This is a genomic window from Aeromonas sp. 600276 (assembly GCF_049175815.1).
Classification (GTDB): domain Bacteria; phylum Pseudomonadota; class Gammaproteobacteria; order Enterobacterales; family Aeromonadaceae; genus Aeromonas; species Aeromonas dhakensis.
In genome coordinates, this window is record NZ_JAAKVU010000009.1 from 167100 (window position 1) to 183158 (window position 16059).

The following is a 16059-nucleotide window of genomic DNA, read 5'->3' on the forward strand; positions in this document are numbered from 1 at the left end:
AGAGGGGCAGTGTATCAGACCGCCCCCCCGCCCGAACAGGGACTATTGCGCCCGTTTTGCCCTGTTTTCCGGGGGATGACGACCTGGATCAAATCGGCTGACCAATTAACGTGCAATCGGCCCGAATTGGTCAGGCAGAGGCGAAGCCACTCCCCTGCCCCGGCCGATTATTTCTCCCGCTGGCGCGGGCTCTGCTTGTCCAGTTCGTGCAGGTAGTCGAGCTTCTGGCCGATCTGCTTCTCAAGGCCGCGATCGGTGGGCTGATAGTACTGCTTGCCAGCCAGCTCAGGCGGGAAGTACTGCTCGCCGGCGGCATAGGCGCCCGGCTCGTCGTGGGCATAGCGATACTCGGCGCCGTAGCCCAGCTCGCTCATCAGCCTGGTCGGCGCGTTGCGCAGGTGCGGCGGCACCTCGAAGTCCGGCAGGTTCTTCGCATCATGAAGCGCCGCCTTCCAGGCGGTATAGACCGCATTGCTCTTGGGGGCGCAGGCGAGATAAACGATCGCCTGGGCGATGGCCCGCTCCCCTTCCGCCGGGCCGATGCGATGGAAACAGTCCCAGGCCGAGAGCGCCACCTGCATGGCACGGGGATCGGCGTTGCCCACATCCTCGGAGGCTATCGCCAGCAGCCGGCGCGCAATATAGAGCGGATCGCAACCGGCGCTCACCATGCGGGCATACCAGTAGAGCGCCGCATCCGGTGCCGAGCCGCGAATGGACTTGTGTACCGCCGAGATGAGGTCGTAGAAGTGATCGCCACCCTTGTCGAAACGCGCCACGTGCTCCCCCACCACGGCGGCGAGCAATGTGCTGTCGATCACCCGCGCCCCGGCACTGTCGATTTCGGCCATGTCGGCCAACAGCTCCAGATAGTTGAGGGACTTGCGCCCATCCCCATCCACGGCTTTCGCCAGCGCCTCCTTCACCCCGGGGGCGAAGGCGAGGCTAGGGTCATTGAGGCCACGGGGGTCCTGCATCGCCTGATCGATCATGGCGAGGATATCCAGCTCCTCCAGCCGTTTGAGCAGATAGACCCGGGCCCGGGAGAGTAGCGCGTTGTTCAGTTCGAACGAGGGGTTCTCGGTGGTGGCACCGATGAAGGTGATGGTGCCGTCTTCGATGTGGGGCAGAAAGACATCCTGCTGGCTCTTGTTGAAGCGGTGTACCTCGTCCACGAAGAGGATGGTGCGCACCCCGCGCCAGCTGTTCTCCTTGGCCTTGTCGATGGCGGCGCGGATCTCCTTGATGCCGGAGGTCACCGCCGAGAGCCGCTCCACCTCGGCCTGGCAGTAGTGAGCAACCAGTTCTGCCAGCGTGGTCTTGCCGGTACCGGGAGGGCCCCACAGGATCATGGAGTGACAGTGGCCCGCCAGGATCGCCTTGCGCAGCGGTTTGTCGGGCCCGAGGATATGTTGCTGACCTATGTACTGCTCGAGGGTTTGCGGCCGCATCCGGGCCGCCAGCGGACGAAAGTCCGACGAGAAATCCAGCGATAAATTGCTCATCTGCATTGACCGTCAGGAAGGGTGCAGGCCGCCGTTGCCGGGCGGCCTGCCAATAAAGCCAGCGCCTGCTTGCGCATCAGCGTTGATCGTCCAGTGCGACCCCCGCAGGCGTCTTGAAGACAAATTCGTTGCCCTTGAGCGCCGGCTTGCGGTTGAAGTTGCTCAGGGTGAACTCGCTCCACTGCCCCTGGGCCTCTTTCACGTCGAAGCGATTGATGTTGTTCTGGCGGTCGAAGGTAATGCGAAAGGAGGCGATCAGCTCATCCTGACTGCGGCTGGTGACGGTATAGACATCCCCCTGCTGGGTCACGTCGTAGTTCTTCCAGAGCGCATCGTCGTTGCCGGCGATCAGCACGAAGGGGGTGTTGAGCACCGCATCCTTGAGCTTGAGGGCAGTGACCTGCTCGACGAAAGGATCGTAGATCCAGACATCCTTGCCATCGGCCACGATCAGGCTCTCGTCCGGCGTAGTGGTGTGCCAGTTGAAACGGTTGGGACGCTGCACCAGCAGGGTGCCGCCGGCACGCTGCAGCTCCTTGCCCTTGCTGTCATAGACCACCTGGGCAAACTTGGCGGAGAAGAGGCTCACCCCCGCCAGTTTCTGCTTGAGATCGCTGGCCGCATCGGCCCACGCCTGGCTGCTGGCCACCAGCAGCACTGTGCCCATCAACAGTTGTTTTTTCATCACGCTTTTCATAACGGCTATCTCGATAAAAGGCCACGCCCGCAGAGGGCATGGCCAGGATGATAGAGGGGTGAGCCTTAGTCCCGCACCGGCGGCGGGGCCAGCACGTCGCGCTGACCATTGCCGCCCGGGGCGCTGACGATGCCCTGGTTTTCCATCTGCTCGATGAGACGGGCCGCCCGGTTGTAACCAATCTTGAACTTGCGCTGCACGCTGGAGGTGGAACCACGGCGCGACTCCACCACGAAGGCCACCGCCTCGTCAAACAGGGGGTCGAGCTCTTCGTCGTCACCACCGCCATATTCGCCGCTGCCGCCCTCGCCGCCCGACTCACCGGAGAGGATCTCCTCGATGTAGTTCGGCTCGCCGCGCAGTTTCCAGTCCGCCACCACCTTGTGCACCTCGTGGTCATCGACGAAGGCGCCATGCACCCGGGTCGGGTTGGAGGTACCGGCCGGCATGTAGAGCATGTCGCCCATGCCGAGCAGGGATTCGGCGCCACCCTGGTCGATGATGGTACGGGAGTCGATCTTGCTCGATACCTGGAACGAGATACGGGTCGGGATGTTGGCCTTGATGAGGCCGGTGATCACATCCACCGACGGACGCTGGGTCGCGAGGATGAGGTGAATACCGGCCGCCCGCGCCTTCTGGGCGATACGAGCGATCAGTTCCTCCACCTTCTTGCCGACGATCATCATCATGTCGGCAAACTCGTCCACCACCACGACTATGTGAGGCAGTTTTTCCAGCTCAGGCGGCATCTGATCCATGGAGTCGCCCGGACGCCACAGCGGATCCAGCAGGGGCTCGCCCTCTTCGATGGCCGCCAGCACCTTGTCGTTGTAGCCCTTGAGGTTGCGCACCCCGACCGCCGACATCAGCTTGTAGCGACGCTCCATCTCGCCCACGCACCAGCGCAGGGCGTTGGCGGCATCCTTCATGTCGGTCACCACCTCGGTCAGCAGATGGGGGATCCCTTCGTAGACCGACAGCTCCAGCATCTTGGGGTCGATCATGATGAAGCGCAGATCGTCCGGCGTCGACTTGTAGAGCATGGAGATGATCATGGTGTTCACCCCCACCGACTTACCGGAACCTGTGGTACCGGCCACCAGCAGGTGGGGCATCTTGGCGAGGTTCACCACCACGGGCTCGCCGGCGATGTCCTGACCCAGGCCCATGGTGAGCGGGTTGCGGCTGCCCGAGAACGCCTCGCAGTCGAGGGTCTCGCGCAGGTAGACGGTCTGACGCACCCGGTTGGGAAGCTCGATCCCCACATAAGTCTTGCCCGGGATCACCTCCACCACCCGTACGCTGCTGGCCGACAGAGAACGGGCCAAGTCACGGGAGAGGTTGGTGATCTTGCTCGCCTTCATGCCGGGTGCCAGATCCAGCTCGAAGCGGGTGATGACGGGGCCCGGATAGACGCCCACCACCTTGGCTTGCACGTTGTAGTCGGCGAGTTTCGCCTCCACCAGCCGGCCCATACGTTCCAGCTCGTCCTTGCTCATCATCTGGGTCTTGGCGGGCGGGCGGTCCAGCAGCTCGATGCTCGGCAGGGGGGGCAGCCCTGGTTGCAGACGGCGCTTGGGCTTGCCAGGAGTCGGGGCAGCCGGTGCCGGCGCCGCCTCATCCCCTTCGGCCCAGGGCAAGTCGAGGTCATCGTCCTCGTCATCGGCCGTCACCAGCGCGGGCTGACGACGGGCGCCGGCCGCGGCGGCCCGCTTGGTGCGGGTAACCGGCGCAGGCGCGTCATCATCGTCGTCGTCAAACTGCGGATCGAACTGGAAGGTATCCTCGTCGAGCTCGGGCAGCCACTCCTCGGACTTGGCCTTCTGGCCCTTGGCGGCCACCTTCTCCTTCGGGCGACGGGTCCAGCCGGTATGCGGCTCATCCTCCTCGTCGTCACCCAGCTCGATGGCACCTACGCCTCCCTCCAGCAGGGGATCCGGCCCCTCGTAACGGGGCTGGCGCCAGCCACCGGTGAGCCAGCGGCCCAGGGTGGCAGGAAAGTGATAAACGGCGCTGACCGAGCCGGTGCAGGCGGCACCGATCCGCTCGACGATGGTGAGCCAGGACCAGCCGGTAAACAGGGTGATGCCGGTGGCCACGAAGCAGAGCAGTAACAGGTTGGCCCCGACGCCGCCAAACAGCGGCACCACGGCGGAGGAGATGACGTCCCCCACCAAACCGCCGGCGGAGAAATTCTGCAGGTCATTGAAGTTCATGCTGGCGATGGCGGACATGCCGAGCACGGTCAGGATGAAACCGACGATGCGCACCGACAGGGTGAGGTAGTCCACATCGAGCAGGCGGCTCGGGCGCCAGAACAGGCTCCAGCCAAGCAGCACGACCAGGGGGGGCACCAGGTAGGAGAAAGCCCCGAAGGTAAACATGGTGATATCGGCGAGCCAGGCCCCCGCGCTGCCGGCGAGGTTCTTCACCTCCCCTTGCCAGGAGGTCTGGGACCAACCGGGATCGGCGGGGTGGTAGGACAACAGGGCAAGCAAGAGATAGGCAGCCATCAGGGTGATGGCGATCAAGACGGCTTCGAAGATCCGTTGTGTACCTGATAAAGGAGTAAACAGCTTTTTATCGGCCAAACTCCGGCTCCTTTCTGAAAACATGTAATGCAGGGGGATAAGGGGGCCTAGTATCCCTGAAAAGCCCACCGGTTGTCAGCCAGTGCCCGATGTGCCGACCGTATTCACAACCGGCACGATAAGAAGAAACGAGCGGACCGGCCGCTCGTTTCTGAATGTCGTGACTTGTCGCAAGGCTGGCAAGCCACAGCATAACCCAACTCAACGGGTGCTGATCACCAGCCGACTGCTCTGTTTGACCTCTTCCATCACCACGTAGGTGCGGGTGTCGTTGACGCCGGGCAGACGCAGCAGGGTTTCCCCCAGCAGGCGGCGGTAGGCCGACATGTCGCTGACTCGGGTCTTGAGCAGATAGTCGAAATCGCCGGAGACCAGATGGCACTCCTGGATCTCTTCGAGCACCTGAACAGCCTTGTTGAACTGTTCAAATACATCCGGGGCACCGCGATTGAGGGTGATTTCCACGAATACCAGCAGAGACGCATCCAGATAATGAGGGTTCAGAATGGCGGCATATCCTTCAATATACCCTTGTCGCTCGAGGCGACGAACCCGTTCCAGACACGGTGTGGGACTCAGGCCAACACGTTTGGACAACTCAACGTTCGAAATTCTGCCATCCTTTTGCAGCTCATTCAGAATGTTGCGGTCAATCCTGTCCAAATCCTTTAGCCGACTCTTAGCTTCCATCATTTATTCCATCCTTTGGCTATTTTTTGGTAAGAATCACCAGTCATTTTATAATTATGGTCACAAATCCTGTCAATACCTGAATATGCTAGGTGCAAATGTTGCTGAAAACGAGCGCAACACAAAACACCAATCGATAGTCGAGGGATAGCATGATTATCGGTGTACCTGAAGAAATAAAAAACCATGAATACCGCTTAGGCATGGTTCTGGCCAGTGTACGTTAACTAACAGCACGAAACCATACCGTTTTCGCCCAAAGCGGCGCAGGAAGCGGCAATGAGTTTGCCAATGCAGATTATCACGCTGCCACTGCTGCTATTTTGTCCTGTATTGCCGAGCTTTTCGCCAGGGCAGAGTCACCACAACGATCAGCCAAGGCCGCCAAGCCGGCAGCCACCCTCTCGTGTTTCCCTCCTTTCTATAGATATGTACCTCACCGCTCCAGCGTGTTTTGCATCCGATGTGCCATAACGAGGGCGTTTCTTCGGCAAGAGAGTCCAGGCCCCTCCCCCAAGCTGTGCCGCCGAAGCGACCCTCGCTGACAACAGGGCCTCTTAGTGAGCCCCATCGAAGCCAAATTGCCCCACCCACAGCGGGCCCCACTGCGCCAGAAGCTGTCAATCCTGGTGAGCTTGTCTCCATGTGAGCGGGGTCCGGTTCACTTGTGCCTGCAATCAGGACGCACTAGCACCACTCCCCTTGTTGTCGGCCGTGGGGCCACCAGGCATTGCTCGCCCGGGCCCATGACGACAGCCAGGGACAACCCGTGGCAAACAACCCGTGACAAGAGAGCGCTTCCCCTTCATGAAGGGCCTTAAGGCCGATTGATGCAATCGACGCACTGGCCTTTGACCCCATATCACGAATTACCTACAATCGCGCAAACTCATCACGTCTCGGAAATCACATCATGAGCCAAGTCACTCATAGCAAACTGCTGATCCTGGGCTCCGGCCCGGCTGGTTACACCGCGGCCGTCTACGCCGCCCGTGCCAACCTCAATCCGCTGCTCATCACCGGCATGCAGCAAGGCGGTCAGCTGACTACCACCACCGAAGTGGAGAACTGGCCCGGTGACCCCGAGGGTCTGACCGGTCCGGCCCTGATGGAGCGCATGAAAGAGCATGCGGAGAAGTTCGATACCCGCATCCTGTTCGATCACATCAATGAAGTGGAGCTGACCCAGCGTCCGTTCCGCCTCAAGGGCGACAACGGCGAATACACCTGTGATGCGCTGATCATCGCGACCGGCGCCTCCGCCAAGTACCTGGGCCTGCCTTCCGAAGAGGCCTTCAAGGGCCGCGGCGTCTCCGCCTGCGCCACCTGTGACGGCTTCTTCTATCGCAACCAGGAAGTGGCCGTGGTCGGCGGCGGCAACACCGCCGTGGAAGAGGCACTCTATCTGGCCAACATCTCCAAGAAGGTGCACCTGATCCATCGCCGCGACGAGTTCCGCGCCGAGAAGATCCTGATCAAGCGCCTGCACGACAAGGTTGCCAGCGGCAATATCGTGCTGCACACCCACCAGACCCTGGACGAAGTGCTGGGTGACGACATGGGCGTGACCGGTGTGCGCCTGCGCAACACCCAGAACGACACAACCACCGACCTGCCACTGATGGGCGTCTTCATCGCCATCGGTCACCAGCCCAACACCCAGATCTTCGACGGCCAGCTGGAGATGCAGAACGGCTATCTGAAGGTGCGTGGCGGCCTGGACGGCTTTGCCACCCAGACCAGCATTGAAGGGGTTTTTGCCGCCGGTGACGTGGCTGACCACACCTACCGTCAAGCCATCACCTCCGCCGGTACTGGCTGTATGGCCGCCCTCGATGCAGAGCGTTATCTGGACGCGCAATAAGCACAAGGGATATAAAAGGCATGCCGCAAGGCATGCCTTTTTGCTTTAAGGAGCCGGATGAAACAGAAAATATTGATTGTCGAGGATAGTCTGACTATTCGTCGTATGCTGATCCAGGCCATTGCCCAGCAAACCGGGCTGGAAATCGATGCGTTCGAAACCCTGGAAGGGGCCCGACACTGTCGGGGAGAAGAGTATGTGGTTGCCCTGGTGGATCTCACCTTGCCGGATGCCCCCAGCGGAGAAGCGGTCAAGGTATTGCTGGAGCGCGGCCTGCCGGTGGTGATCCTCACCGCCGACATCAGCGAGGATAAACGGGAAGCCTGGCTTGAGGCCGGGGTGCTCGATTACGTGATGAAAGATTCACGTCACTCCCTGCAGTATGCCGTCAGCCTGGTCCATCGCCTCTACCTCAACCAGCGCATCGAAGTGCTGGTGGTCGATGATTCCCGTACCTCCCGCCACCGCACCATGGCCCAGCTGCGCAAGCAACTGCTGCAGGTGCACGAGGCGAGCCACGCCCGTGAAGCGCTGGCCCAGCTCGAGCAGAACCCGGCCATCCGGCTGGTACTGGTCGACTACTATATGCCAGAAATTGACGGGATCAGCCTGGTACGCATGTTGCGCGAGCGCTACAGCAAGCAGCAGCTCGCCATCATAGGGATCTCGGTGTCGGACAAACGCGGCCTCTCCGCCCGCTACCTCAAACAGGGTGCCAACGACTTCCTCAACCAGCCGTTCGAGCCGGAAGAGCTGCAGTGCCGGGTCAGCCACAATCTGGAGGCGCTGGAGCAGTTCAACAGCATCCAGGAGTCGGCCAATCGCGATTACCTGACCGGGCTCTACAACCGGCGCTACTGGTTCAACGAGGGTCAGAAATGGTTCGAGGAACACCAGCGCCAGGAGACGCCGCTTGCACTGTGCGTGCTCGATGTGGATCACTTCAAGCAGGTCAACGATCACTGGGGTCACGCCATCGGTGATCAGCTGTTGTGTCACCTCACCCGTCTGCTCACCCAGTTCTTCCCCGATGCCATGATCGCCCGCTTTGGCGGCGAGGAGTTTGCCCTGATGGTGCCCCACTGCACCGTGCCCGTGCTGCTCAAGCGGCTGGAAGGGTTGCGCCAGCAGATGCGCCAGCAACCGCTGTCACGGGAAACGCCGCTGTTCGTTCGCGCCAGTTTCGGGGTGATCCAGGTCGGGCGCGTCTCCATGGACGAGGCATTGAGCGAAGCGGATCGCCTGCTCTATCAGGCCAAGAACACCGGTCGTGACAAGATAGTGTCTCAAGGCTCAGCTGCCTGATCGCACCATCCCGGATGCTCGTCGTGTAGTACCGCCCGACCGCAGCCCTCCCCGGGCACACGTCGGGTTCCCCTCCTGTTACCTCCCGTCATGTCACAGCCCTCTCAGTAGGTCTTGTCGACCCGCACGCCATCGTCGAAATAGAGGATGCGCACCTTGTCGCCGTTCATGAACACCATAGCCGGATCGTAATCCTGAATGACGTTGACCAGCCCGTTCTGTTCGTTGCGAATGAGCAGTTCCACCAGCTTGTTCTCCACCACTGTGCCGCCGGATTGATACTGCTGCGCCGCAGCGGCGCCCGCCAGGGCCCCGACAGCGGTGGCGATTTCCCGACCGTGACCACCACCGAACTGGTTGCCAAGCAGACCACCCAGCACGGCGCCGCCCAGGGTTTTCCAGCCTGAACGCTCGGATTCCAGGATCTGACGCTGGGTGATGTTACGCACCGTTTCAACCTGGCCAAACACCACCTGATTCACGGGCCTAGCGGTATTGCGCTCGTAGACCTGGGCCCAGGCGGGCGCAGTGACAAAGCAGAACAAGCTGGATACTATCAGGATAATGGCCTTCATCTATGAACCTCGTTGCCTTATGTCTCGCTATCTTACCCAATTGGATGATGAGCTGTGCTGGTTTCCCGACCCCGAGCACGCCCTGGATGAACCCAACGGCCTGCTGGCGATCGGTGGCGATCTCTCCCCCGCCCGTTTGCTGGCAGCTTACCACAAGGGGATCTTCCCGTGGAACGAACCCCACCAGCCGCTGCTGTGGTGGTCACCCGACCCCAGAGGCGTGGTGCTGCCGACGCAACTGCACATCGGCCGCAGCCTGCGCAAATTTATCCGCCGTACCCCATTCGATATTTCCATCGATCGCGCCTTTAATGAGGTGATAGCGGCCTGCGCCGCCCCCCGTCGCAGTGCCAGTGGAACCTGGATAAGCACCCCCATGATCGACGCCTATCGACAGCTGCACCGCCTTGGCCATGCCCACTCCATCGAGATCTGGCAGGATGGTCAGCTGCAGGCCGGCCTCTACGGCCTCTCCCTCGGCCGGGTGTTCTGTGGCGAGTCCATGTTCAGTCGCATCGACAACGGCGCCAAGCTGGCCATGGTAGCCCTCTGCCAGCACTTTGCCCGGCATGACGGGGCCCTGATCGATTGCCAGATGCAGAACGACTTTCTGGCCACCATGGGAATAGAGGAGTGGCCGAGAAGCAAATTCCTGACGACGCTGACCCAGCTGAGCCGGCAACCACTGGCGGCCGGCTGCTGGCAGGCGGGGAGCATGACACTATGACCGAAGAAGTGATCCTCAAGGTAGGACTGACCCCCAAGCATCAATGCAGCTATCTGGGTCATGAACAGGAACAGCTGCTGGTATTGATGGATCACAGCCTGCTCAACGCCAGCGGTTACGAGCGCCTGCTGACGGCCGGCTTCCGCCGCAGTGGCAACGACATCTATCGCCCCCACTGCCCATCCTGCAATGCCTGCCAATCCCTACGCATTCACAGCGAACGGTTCGTGCCCAGCCGCAGCCAGAAGCGGATCCGCCAGCTCAACCGGGATATCGAGCTGGTGCTGAGCTACGATGACAAGCCCGAATACTACCAGCTCTATGAACGCTACATTCGCGAACGCCACCATGACGGCAGCATGTATCCCCCCAGCCGCACCCAGTACAAGGGGTTTCTCCACTGCGACTGGATGCCTCCCCTCTACCTCGAGATGCGCAAGAACCATCGGCTGATCGGCGTGGCCACCACGGATCTGCTGCCCCACTCCCTCAGTGCCATGTACACCTTCTTCGATCCGGACCATGCCGACCGCTCACTCGGTACCTTTGCCATTCTGAGCCAGTTGGAACTGGCCAGGCGTACCGGCCGCAGCTGGCTGTATCTGGGCTACCTGGTGGAGGAGTGCCGCAAGATGAATTACAAGAGCCAGTACCTGCCTCATGAGCGCCTGATACAGGGAGAATGGAAAAATATCGACAGCAAGCCCGAGTAAACTTTACACATAGCCTTAAATCCGGCATGATCCAGCGGATTTTTGTTGTGGCTTATCAAGAGGATTCAATGGCTAAAGAAGACAGTATTGAGATGCAGGGCACTATTCTCGAAACCCTGCCCAATACCATGTTCCGTGTGGAACTGGAGAATGGTCACGTGGTTATCGCTCATATTTCCGGCAAGATGCGCAAAAACTACATCCGTATCCTGACTGGAGACAAAGTAACGGTAGCTCTGACTCCGTACGATCTCTCCAAGGGACGTATTGTTTTCCGCTCTCGCTAAGCCAGGAATTCAGCAAAAAACCCCAACCTTTCGGTTGGGGTTTTTTGTGGTCTTTCGACCGCTCAATGCTTAGTGGGAAACGGCTTCAACATCGACCTGATAGTCAAAACTGAGGCTGTCGTTTATCAACTCAACCTTCACAACCCCCCCATCGACCAGCGCCCCGAACAGGATCTCGTTGGCCAGGGGTTTCTTGAGGTGTTCCTGGATGACCCGCCCCATGGGTCTTGCCCCCATGGCTCTGTCATATCCTTTCTCGGCCAGCCAGTGGCGGACACCCTCGGACACTTCAAGAGATACCCCTTTCGCATCCAGCTGAACCTGCAACTCGACGATGAACTTGTCGACCACCTGATGGATGATCTGCATGTCCAGATGGTTGAACCAGATGATGTGATCGAGCCGGTTGCGAAACTCCGGACTGAACGTCTTGTTGATCACCGCCATGGCATCGTGGCTCATGTCCTGCTGCTGGAAGCCGATGGACTTGCGCTGGGTCTCCTGTACCCCTGCGTTGGTGGTCATCACCAAGATCACGTTGCGAAAATCCGCCTTGCGCCCGTTGTTGTCAGTCAGGGTACCGTTGTCCATCACCTGCAGCAGCAGGTTGAACACGTCCGGATGCGCTTTTTCGATCTCGTCCAGCAGCACCACCGAGTGCGGATGCTTGAGGACAGAGTCGGTCAACAGGCCTCCCTGCTCGAACCCCACATAACCGGGGGGCGCCCCGATCAGGCGAGAGACAGTATGGCGCTCCATGTACTCGGACATATCAAAGCGCAGCACCTCCACACCAAGCGCCTTGCCGAGCTGCTGGGTGACCTCGGTCTTGCCTACCCCGGTCGGGCCGGCAAACAGGAAGCAACCCACAGGGCGACGCTCGTTGCCCAGCCCCGAGCGGGACAGGCGAATGGAGTCTGTCAGCACCTCAATGGCCTTGTCTTGGCCAAAGACCACCATCTTGAGATTGCGCTCCAGGTTCTTCAGCACTTCCTTGTCGGAAGAGGAGACTGATTTCTCCGGGATGCGGGCAATCTTGGCGACGATGGTTTCGATCTCCTGCACATTGATCACTTTCTTGCGCTTGCTCACCGGCAGCAAACGTTGACCCGCCCCGGCCTCGTCGATCACGTCGATCGCCTTGTCCGGCAGATGGCGGTCATTGATGTATTTGGCGGAGAGCTCCACCGCGGCACGAATGGCCTTGACGGTGTAACGTACCCCGTGGTGCGCCTCATAGCGGCTCTTGAGGCCCATCAGGATGCGGGTAGTGTCATCCACGCTGGGCTCGACAATGTCGATCTTCTGGAAGCGACGCGCCAGGGCGCGGTCTTTTTCAAAGATCTGGGAGTATTCCTGGTAGGTGGTAGAGCCGACGCAGCGCAGCAAGCCATTGGAGAGCAGTGGCTTGATGAGGTTGGCCGCATCCAGCTGACCACCGGAGGCAGCCCCCGCCCCAATGATGGTGTGGATCTCGTCGATGAACAGGATGGCCCCTTCCTGACGCTCGATCTGCTTGAGCAGCACCTTGAGGCGTTTCTCGAAGTCACCGCGATATTTGGTCCCCGCCAGCAGCGACCCCATATCCAGGGAGTAGATGGTACTGCCCGCAATCACCTCGGGCACATCACCCTTGACGATACGATAGGCCAGCCCTTCCGCGATGGCTGTCTTGCCCACCCCGGCTTCGCCCACCAGCAAGGGGTTGTTCTTGCGACGGCGGCAGAGCACCTGAATGGTACGGTTGAGCTCCTGATCGCGCCCGATGAGGGGATCGATACGCCCTTCCAGTACCAGTTGATTGAGGTTGGTGGCAAAGCTCTCAATCTGGGCAGCAGAGACCTCGTCGTCAGACTCGACGTTGTTGCTGCTGTTGTCCGGTTTGCTGTCTTTGCGTACTCCATGGGAGAGGAAGTTGACCACATCCAACCGGCTGATCTCGGCCTTTTTCAGGAAGTAAGCAGCCTGGGACTCCTGCTCGCTGAAGATGGCAACCAGCACGTTGGCTCCACTGACCTCGGTGTTGCCGGAGGACTGAACGTGGAACACGGCGCGTTGCAGCACGCGCTGGAAGCCCAGTGTGGGCTGGGTCTCGCGGTCTTCATCATCACGGGGAATAAGCGGGGTTGTTTGACTGATGAATGCGCTGATCTCTTTGCGCATCTGCTCCACGTCAGCACCACAAGAACTCAGCGCCTCATTGGCTGAGCTGTTATCCAGCAGGGCTAACAACAGGTGCTCGACGGTCATGAATTCGTGGCGCTCGTCACGGGCCAGTTTGAAAGCCTCGTTCAGCGTCTTTTCTAGATCTTTATTCAACATAGGCACCTCCCCTAGTACAGCAACAATGTGGTGTCGTCATCGCCATCAAGTCATCAGATTCAAGCCTTTTCCATGGTACAGAGCAGTGGATGTTCGTTGTTACGTGCATAGGTGTTGACCTGGACCACTTTGGTTTCGGCAATCTCGGCGGTGAATGTGCCACAGACTCCCTTACCACTATAATGCACGCTCAGCATCACCTGAGTGGCCTTGTCCAAATCCATACCAAAGAACTTTTGCAGCACCTCCACCACGAACTCCATCGGTGTGTAGTCGTCGTTGTTCAGGACGACCTTGTACATGGGTGGCGGTTGCAGCTTGGTTTTCTCTGCTTCTGCAATCTCTTCATTAGCAAAGAGTTCTTTCTGCTTGCTCATAGTCGCGCTTTGGTACCTCTAGATTACTACCGCCTAACACAAGATTGGTCAATAGACTTGTTAACCAGATCACATCAGTTGTTAACAACTCCTTGACTCGCTCAAAAGTTAGACTAGATTGGTTACTTGCTAATCGGCGCCCGTCTGCTATGGGCTATGTTACTAGTTATAAAGGGCTGGCGCAGGTTACTCAACGACTTCAAGGTAATCAATAAAAGGATGTAGATGTATGGCAACCGGAACAGTCAAGTGGTTTAACAACGCAAAAGGATTTGGGTTTATCTGTCCGGAAGGAGGTGGTGAAGATATTTTCGCCCACTACTCCACGATACAAATGGAAGGCTACAAGACGTTGAAAGCAGGTCAAGCAGTCAACTTCGAACTGCAGCAGGGGCCGAAAGGCAATCATGCCTCTGTCATTGTGCCAAACGAAGCACAGAACATGTAAGAGTCGAACTGGATAAATAAAAAAACCGGCAACCTTGCGGCTTGCCGGTTTTTTTATTGCTGCGAGCCAGAGGAGAAGCGAATTCTCCTGACAGGTCAGGCAAAGATCATTTTGCGTTGTCGTGATAGTTCTGACAGGCGCTCAGGGTGTTTTCCATCAGGCTGGCGACCGTCATGGGGCCCACCCCACCCGGTACGGGCGTGATGAAGGATGCGTGGTTACGGGCCGTCTCAAACTCCACGTCACCGACCAAAGAGCCATCCGCCAACCGATTGATGCCCACGTCGATCACCAGTGCCCCCGGTTTGACCCACTCACCCGGGATGAAATTGGGTTTGCCAACGGCGACCACCAGCAGGTCGGCACGGCGAACCTGCTCTTCCAGATCCTGAGTGAAACGGTGACAGGTGGTAGTAGTACAACCGGCCAACAGCAGCTCCAGTGTCATCGGCCGGCCGACGATGTTGGACGCACCGACCACCACCGCATGCAAGCCGTGTGTCTTGACCCCGGTAGTTTCAATCAGGGTCATGATACCTTTGGGTGTGCAGGGACGCAGTGCCGGAATTCGCTGTGCCAGCCGACCCACGTTGTAGGGGTGGAAACCATCCACATCCTTGTCAGGACGAATGCGCTCCAATACCTGAGTCGTATCGCAGTGAGCCGGCAAGGGGAGCTGCACCAGAATACCGTCAACGTCTGCGTCTTCATTCAGCTTATCGATCAGTGCCAGCAACTCTTCCTGGCTTGCCGTCGCATCCAGATCGTAAGAGCGGGAGATAAAGCCCACCTCTTCACAGGCACGCCGCTTGCTGCCGACATAGACCTGAGAGGCAGGATCTACCCCGACCAGGATCACCGCCAGACCCGGCGCCCGTTTTCCTTGTGCCAACCGCTGTTGGACTTGCGCTGCGACCTGATTGCGAATCGTTTGCGCAACCTGTTTTCCATCAATGATTTTGGCAGACATCGTTCTTCACTCACCATGTGTTCAACTGCCGCGCATTGTCGCATTTTTTTGCTACGGGTGTTAGCGGCTCTCGCATGGAGGGCAATAAGTAGGCATTTGAATTCATTGGTGGAAAAATTCGTTGACGCTGGCTTTCCCGCTTGGGTATGATGCCGGCCCGTTGCCCAGTACAGCCGCTGTCGCTATGCTGGAGACGAGATTTTCGGTGATTAGCGCAGCCCGGTAGCGCATCTGGTTTGGGACCAGAGGGTCAAAGGTTCGAATCCTTTATCACCGACCAGGTTTTTCGACATGCCGCCAGGCTTGTCGAGGCAATGCGCCCTTAGCTCAGTCGGATAGAGCAACGGCCTTCTAAGCCGTGGGTCGCAGGTTCGAATCCTGCAGGGCGCGCCATTGATGATATGCATCTCCCCGATGCAAGCATTGATGGTTATCTTCAGTGGTGGCTGTAGCTCAGTTGGTAGAGTCCCGGATTGTGATTCCGGTTGTCGTGGGTTCGAGCCCCATCAGCCACCCCATTATCTCCTTTCAGAAAAAATTCAATCTTATCTATTTAAATCCGGTAGACATCTCCCCAATGTCCTGACCGTTGATGAAAAAATACCCGCAACGGATCGCACAAGAGACACTCTAAAATGCATCAGCATTGGTGCTGGAGGTCGCCAGCAACCCATATCAGACCTTATGGACTCAAAAGGAGAAAAACTTGGCATGGGTCGGTGGAGCAGATGCAGACAGACTTGGACAGCTACCTGCAGCACTACAACACCCAGCGGCCGCATCAGGGCAGGATGATGGAGGGTCAGACCCCCTACAGCATGTTCAAAAAGGGTCTGAAATTGATACCGAAGGAAGTGCGCTCTAAAGTAGAGTAAACAAGACACCGGTTTGAGACCGGTGTCTAGTAATATGTATGGAGATGGTATTCACCTGACAGTTGCCCACAAAAGGGAGTGGTCATACGGCTTCAAACCGGATAACAAAA

General features: G+C 58.8%; 14 protein-coding genes, 3 tRNA genes and 1 pseudogene. 10 read left to right on the forward strand and 8 right to left on the reverse strand.

The annotated features are described in order from the left end of the window. Nucleotides 1-167 precede the first annotated feature (167 nt). The 4 genes from G5134_RS11390 to lrp all read right to left on the reverse strand — a co-directional run bounded on the left by G5134_RS11390 (nucleotide 168) and on the right by lrp (nucleotide 5489). Complete coding sequence (locus G5134_RS11390) at nucleotides 168-1511, reverse strand: replication-associated recombination protein A (RefSeq protein WP_065017769.1); 1344 nt, start codon at nucleotides 1509-1511, stop codon at nucleotides 168-170. Nucleotides 1512-1581: 70 nt separating this feature from the next. Beyond that, the gene (lolA, locus tag G5134_RS11395; RefSeq protein ID WP_041202943.1) at nucleotides 1582-2190 is read right to left on the reverse strand and encodes an outer membrane lipoprotein chaperone LolA; all 609 of its coding nucleotides are present in this window, start codon (nucleotides 2188-2190) and stop codon (nucleotides 1582-1584) included. A gap of 77 nt (nucleotides 2191-2267) precedes the next feature. Further along, a complete protein-coding gene (locus G5134_RS11400; RefSeq protein WP_065017770.1) occupies nucleotides 2268-4796 on the reverse strand; it encodes a DNA translocase FtsK in 2529 nt (842 codons plus the stop codon). A 201-nt stretch (nucleotides 4797-4997) separates the two neighbouring features. Then, complete coding sequence (gene lrp / locus G5134_RS11405; protein WP_005300047.1) at nucleotides 4998-5489, reverse strand: leucine-responsive transcriptional regulator Lrp; 492 nt, start codon at nucleotides 5487-5489, stop codon at nucleotides 4998-5000. A gap of 910 nt (nucleotides 5490-6399) precedes the next feature. Between lrp and trxB the strand changes: the two genes are divergently transcribed. Together trxB and G5134_RS11415 are read left to right on the forward strand one after the other, a co-directional pair. Next, nucleotides 6400-7350 (forward strand): thioredoxin-disulfide reductase, encoded by a 951-nt coding sequence (trxB, locus tag G5134_RS11410; RefSeq protein ID WP_065017771.1) that lies wholly within the window; start codon nucleotides 6400-6402, stop codon nucleotides 7348-7350. 57 nt (nucleotides 7351-7407) lie between these two features. Continuing rightward, nucleotides 7408-8655 (forward strand): diguanylate cyclase, encoded by a 1248-nt coding sequence (locus G5134_RS11415; RefSeq protein WP_024941339.1) that lies wholly within the window; start codon nucleotides 7408-7410, stop codon nucleotides 8653-8655. Nucleotides 8656-8759: 104 nt separating this feature from the next. On the opposite strand, the gene G5134_RS11420 is transcribed toward G5134_RS11415, so the two are convergent. Then, on the reverse strand, nucleotides 8760-9230 hold the full coding sequence (locus tag G5134_RS11420; protein ID WP_005300039.1) for a glycine zipper 2TM domain-containing protein: 471 nt from the start codon (nucleotides 9228-9230) through the stop codon (nucleotides 8760-8762). Nucleotides 9231-9249: 19 nt separating this feature from the next. Here G5134_RS11420 and aat point away from each other — a divergent pair, with 19 nt between their 5' ends. The 3 genes from aat (at nucleotide 9250) to infA (ending at nucleotide 10957) form a co-directional block, all read left to right on the forward strand. Then, on the forward strand, nucleotides 9250-9957 hold the full coding sequence (aat, locus tag G5134_RS11425; RefSeq protein ID WP_065017772.1) for a leucyl/phenylalanyl-tRNA--protein transferase: 708 nt from the start codon (nucleotides 9250-9252) through the stop codon (nucleotides 9955-9957). After that, nucleotides 9954-10670 (forward strand): arginyltransferase, encoded by a 717-nt coding sequence (locus G5134_RS11430; RefSeq protein WP_065017773.1) that lies wholly within the window; start codon nucleotides 9954-9956, stop codon nucleotides 10668-10670. Before aat ends, G5134_RS11430 begins: the two co-directional genes overlap by 4 nt. Nucleotides 10671-10738: 68 nt before the next feature. Then, complete coding sequence (infA, locus tag G5134_RS11435) at nucleotides 10739-10957, forward strand: translation initiation factor IF-1 (RefSeq protein WP_005300033.1); 219 nt, start codon at nucleotides 10739-10741, stop codon at nucleotides 10955-10957. 69 nt (nucleotides 10958-11026) lie between these two features. Here the strand turns inward: infA and clpA are convergent, their stop codons facing one another. Then, nucleotides 11027-13279, reverse strand: coding sequence for an ATP-dependent Clp protease ATP-binding subunit ClpA (clpA, locus tag G5134_RS11440; RefSeq protein WP_065017774.1), 2253 nt, complete (start codon nucleotides 13277-13279; stop codon nucleotides 11027-11029). A 59-nt stretch (nucleotides 13280-13338) separates the two neighbouring features. Continuing rightward, a complete protein-coding gene (gene clpS, locus G5134_RS11445; protein ID WP_005300028.1) occupies nucleotides 13339-13656 on the reverse strand; it encodes an ATP-dependent Clp protease adapter ClpS in 318 nt (105 codons plus the stop codon). A gap of 229 nt (nucleotides 13657-13885) precedes the next feature. On the opposite strand from clpS, the gene cspD reads away from it, so the two are divergent. Then, complete coding sequence (gene cspD / locus G5134_RS11450) at nucleotides 13886-14104, forward strand: cold shock-like protein CspD (protein WP_005300025.1); 219 nt, start codon at nucleotides 13886-13888, stop codon at nucleotides 14102-14104. 106 nt (nucleotides 14105-14210) lie between these two features. On the opposite strand, the gene folD is transcribed toward cspD, so the two are convergent. Continuing rightward, nucleotides 14211-15074, reverse strand: coding sequence for a bifunctional methylenetetrahydrofolate dehydrogenase/methenyltetrahydrofolate cyclohydrolase FolD (gene folD / locus G5134_RS11455; RefSeq protein WP_065017775.1), 864 nt, complete (start codon nucleotides 15072-15074; stop codon nucleotides 14211-14213). Between the two features lie 203 nt (nucleotides 15075-15277). Here folD and G5134_RS11460 point away from each other — a divergent pair. The 4 genes and pseudogenes from G5134_RS11460 to G5134_RS11475 all read left to right on the forward strand — a co-directional run. Then, nucleotides 15278-15354, forward strand: a tRNA-Pro gene (locus G5134_RS11460). Between the two features lie 36 nt (nucleotides 15355-15390). Next, nucleotides 15391-15467: transfer RNA gene (locus G5134_RS11465), tRNA-Arg, on the forward strand. Nucleotides 15468-15516: 49 nt separating this feature from the next. Next, a tRNA-His gene (locus G5134_RS11470) sits at nucleotides 15517-15592 on the forward strand. Between the two features lie 174 nt (nucleotides 15593-15766). Continuing rightward, nucleotides 15767-15949, forward strand: a pseudogene (locus tag G5134_RS11475) (integrase core domain-containing protein); the annotation flags it as partial. Nucleotides 15950-16059 lie beyond the last annotated feature (110 nt).

Excerpts from the sequence above, each read along its gene's own strand:
- G5134_RS11390 (WP_065017769.1), bottom strand. The coding sequence starts at position 1,511 with ATGCAGATGAGCAATTTATCGCTGGATTTCTCGTCGGACTTTCGTCCG.
- lolA (WP_041202943.1), bottom strand. The coding sequence starts at position 2,190 with ATGAAAAAACAACTGTTGATGGGCACAGTGCTGCTGGTGGCCAGCAGC.
- lrp (WP_005300047.1), bottom strand. The coding sequence starts at position 5,489 with ATGATGGAAGCTAAGAGTCGGCTAAAGGATTTGGACAGGATTGACCGC.
- trxB (WP_065017771.1), top strand. The coding sequence starts at position 6,400 with ATGAGCCAAGTCACTCATAGCAAACTGCTGATCCTGGGCTCCGGCCCG.
- G5134_RS11415 (WP_024941339.1), top strand. The coding sequence starts at position 7,408 with ATGAAACAGAAAATATTGATTGTCGAGGATAGTCTGACTATTCGTCGT.
- G5134_RS11420 (WP_005300039.1), bottom strand. The coding sequence starts at position 9,230 with ATGAAGGCCATTATCCTGATAGTATCCAGCTTGTTCTGCTTTGTCACT.
- aat (WP_065017772.1), top strand. The coding sequence starts at position 9,250 with ATGTCTCGCTATCTTACCCAATTGGATGATGAGCTGTGCTGGTTTCCC.
- G5134_RS11430 (WP_065017773.1), top strand. The coding sequence starts at position 9,954 with ATGACCGAAGAAGTGATCCTCAAGGTAGGACTGACCCCCAAGCATCAA.
- infA (WP_005300033.1), top strand. The coding sequence starts at position 10,739 with ATGGCTAAAGAAGACAGTATTGAGATGCAGGGCACTATTCTCGAAACC.
- clpA (WP_065017774.1), bottom strand. The coding sequence starts at position 13,279 with ATGTTGAATAAAGATCTAGAAAAGACGCTGAACGAGGCTTTCAAACTG.
- clpS (WP_005300028.1), bottom strand. The coding sequence starts at position 13,656 with ATGAGCAAGCAGAAAGAACTCTTTGCTAATGAAGAGATTGCAGAAGCA.
- cspD (WP_005300025.1), top strand. The coding sequence starts at position 13,886 with ATGGCAACCGGAACAGTCAAGTGGTTTAACAACGCAAAAGGATTTGGG.
- folD (WP_065017775.1), bottom strand. The coding sequence starts at position 15,074 with ATGTCTGCCAAAATCATTGATGGAAAACAGGTTGCGCAAACGATTCGC.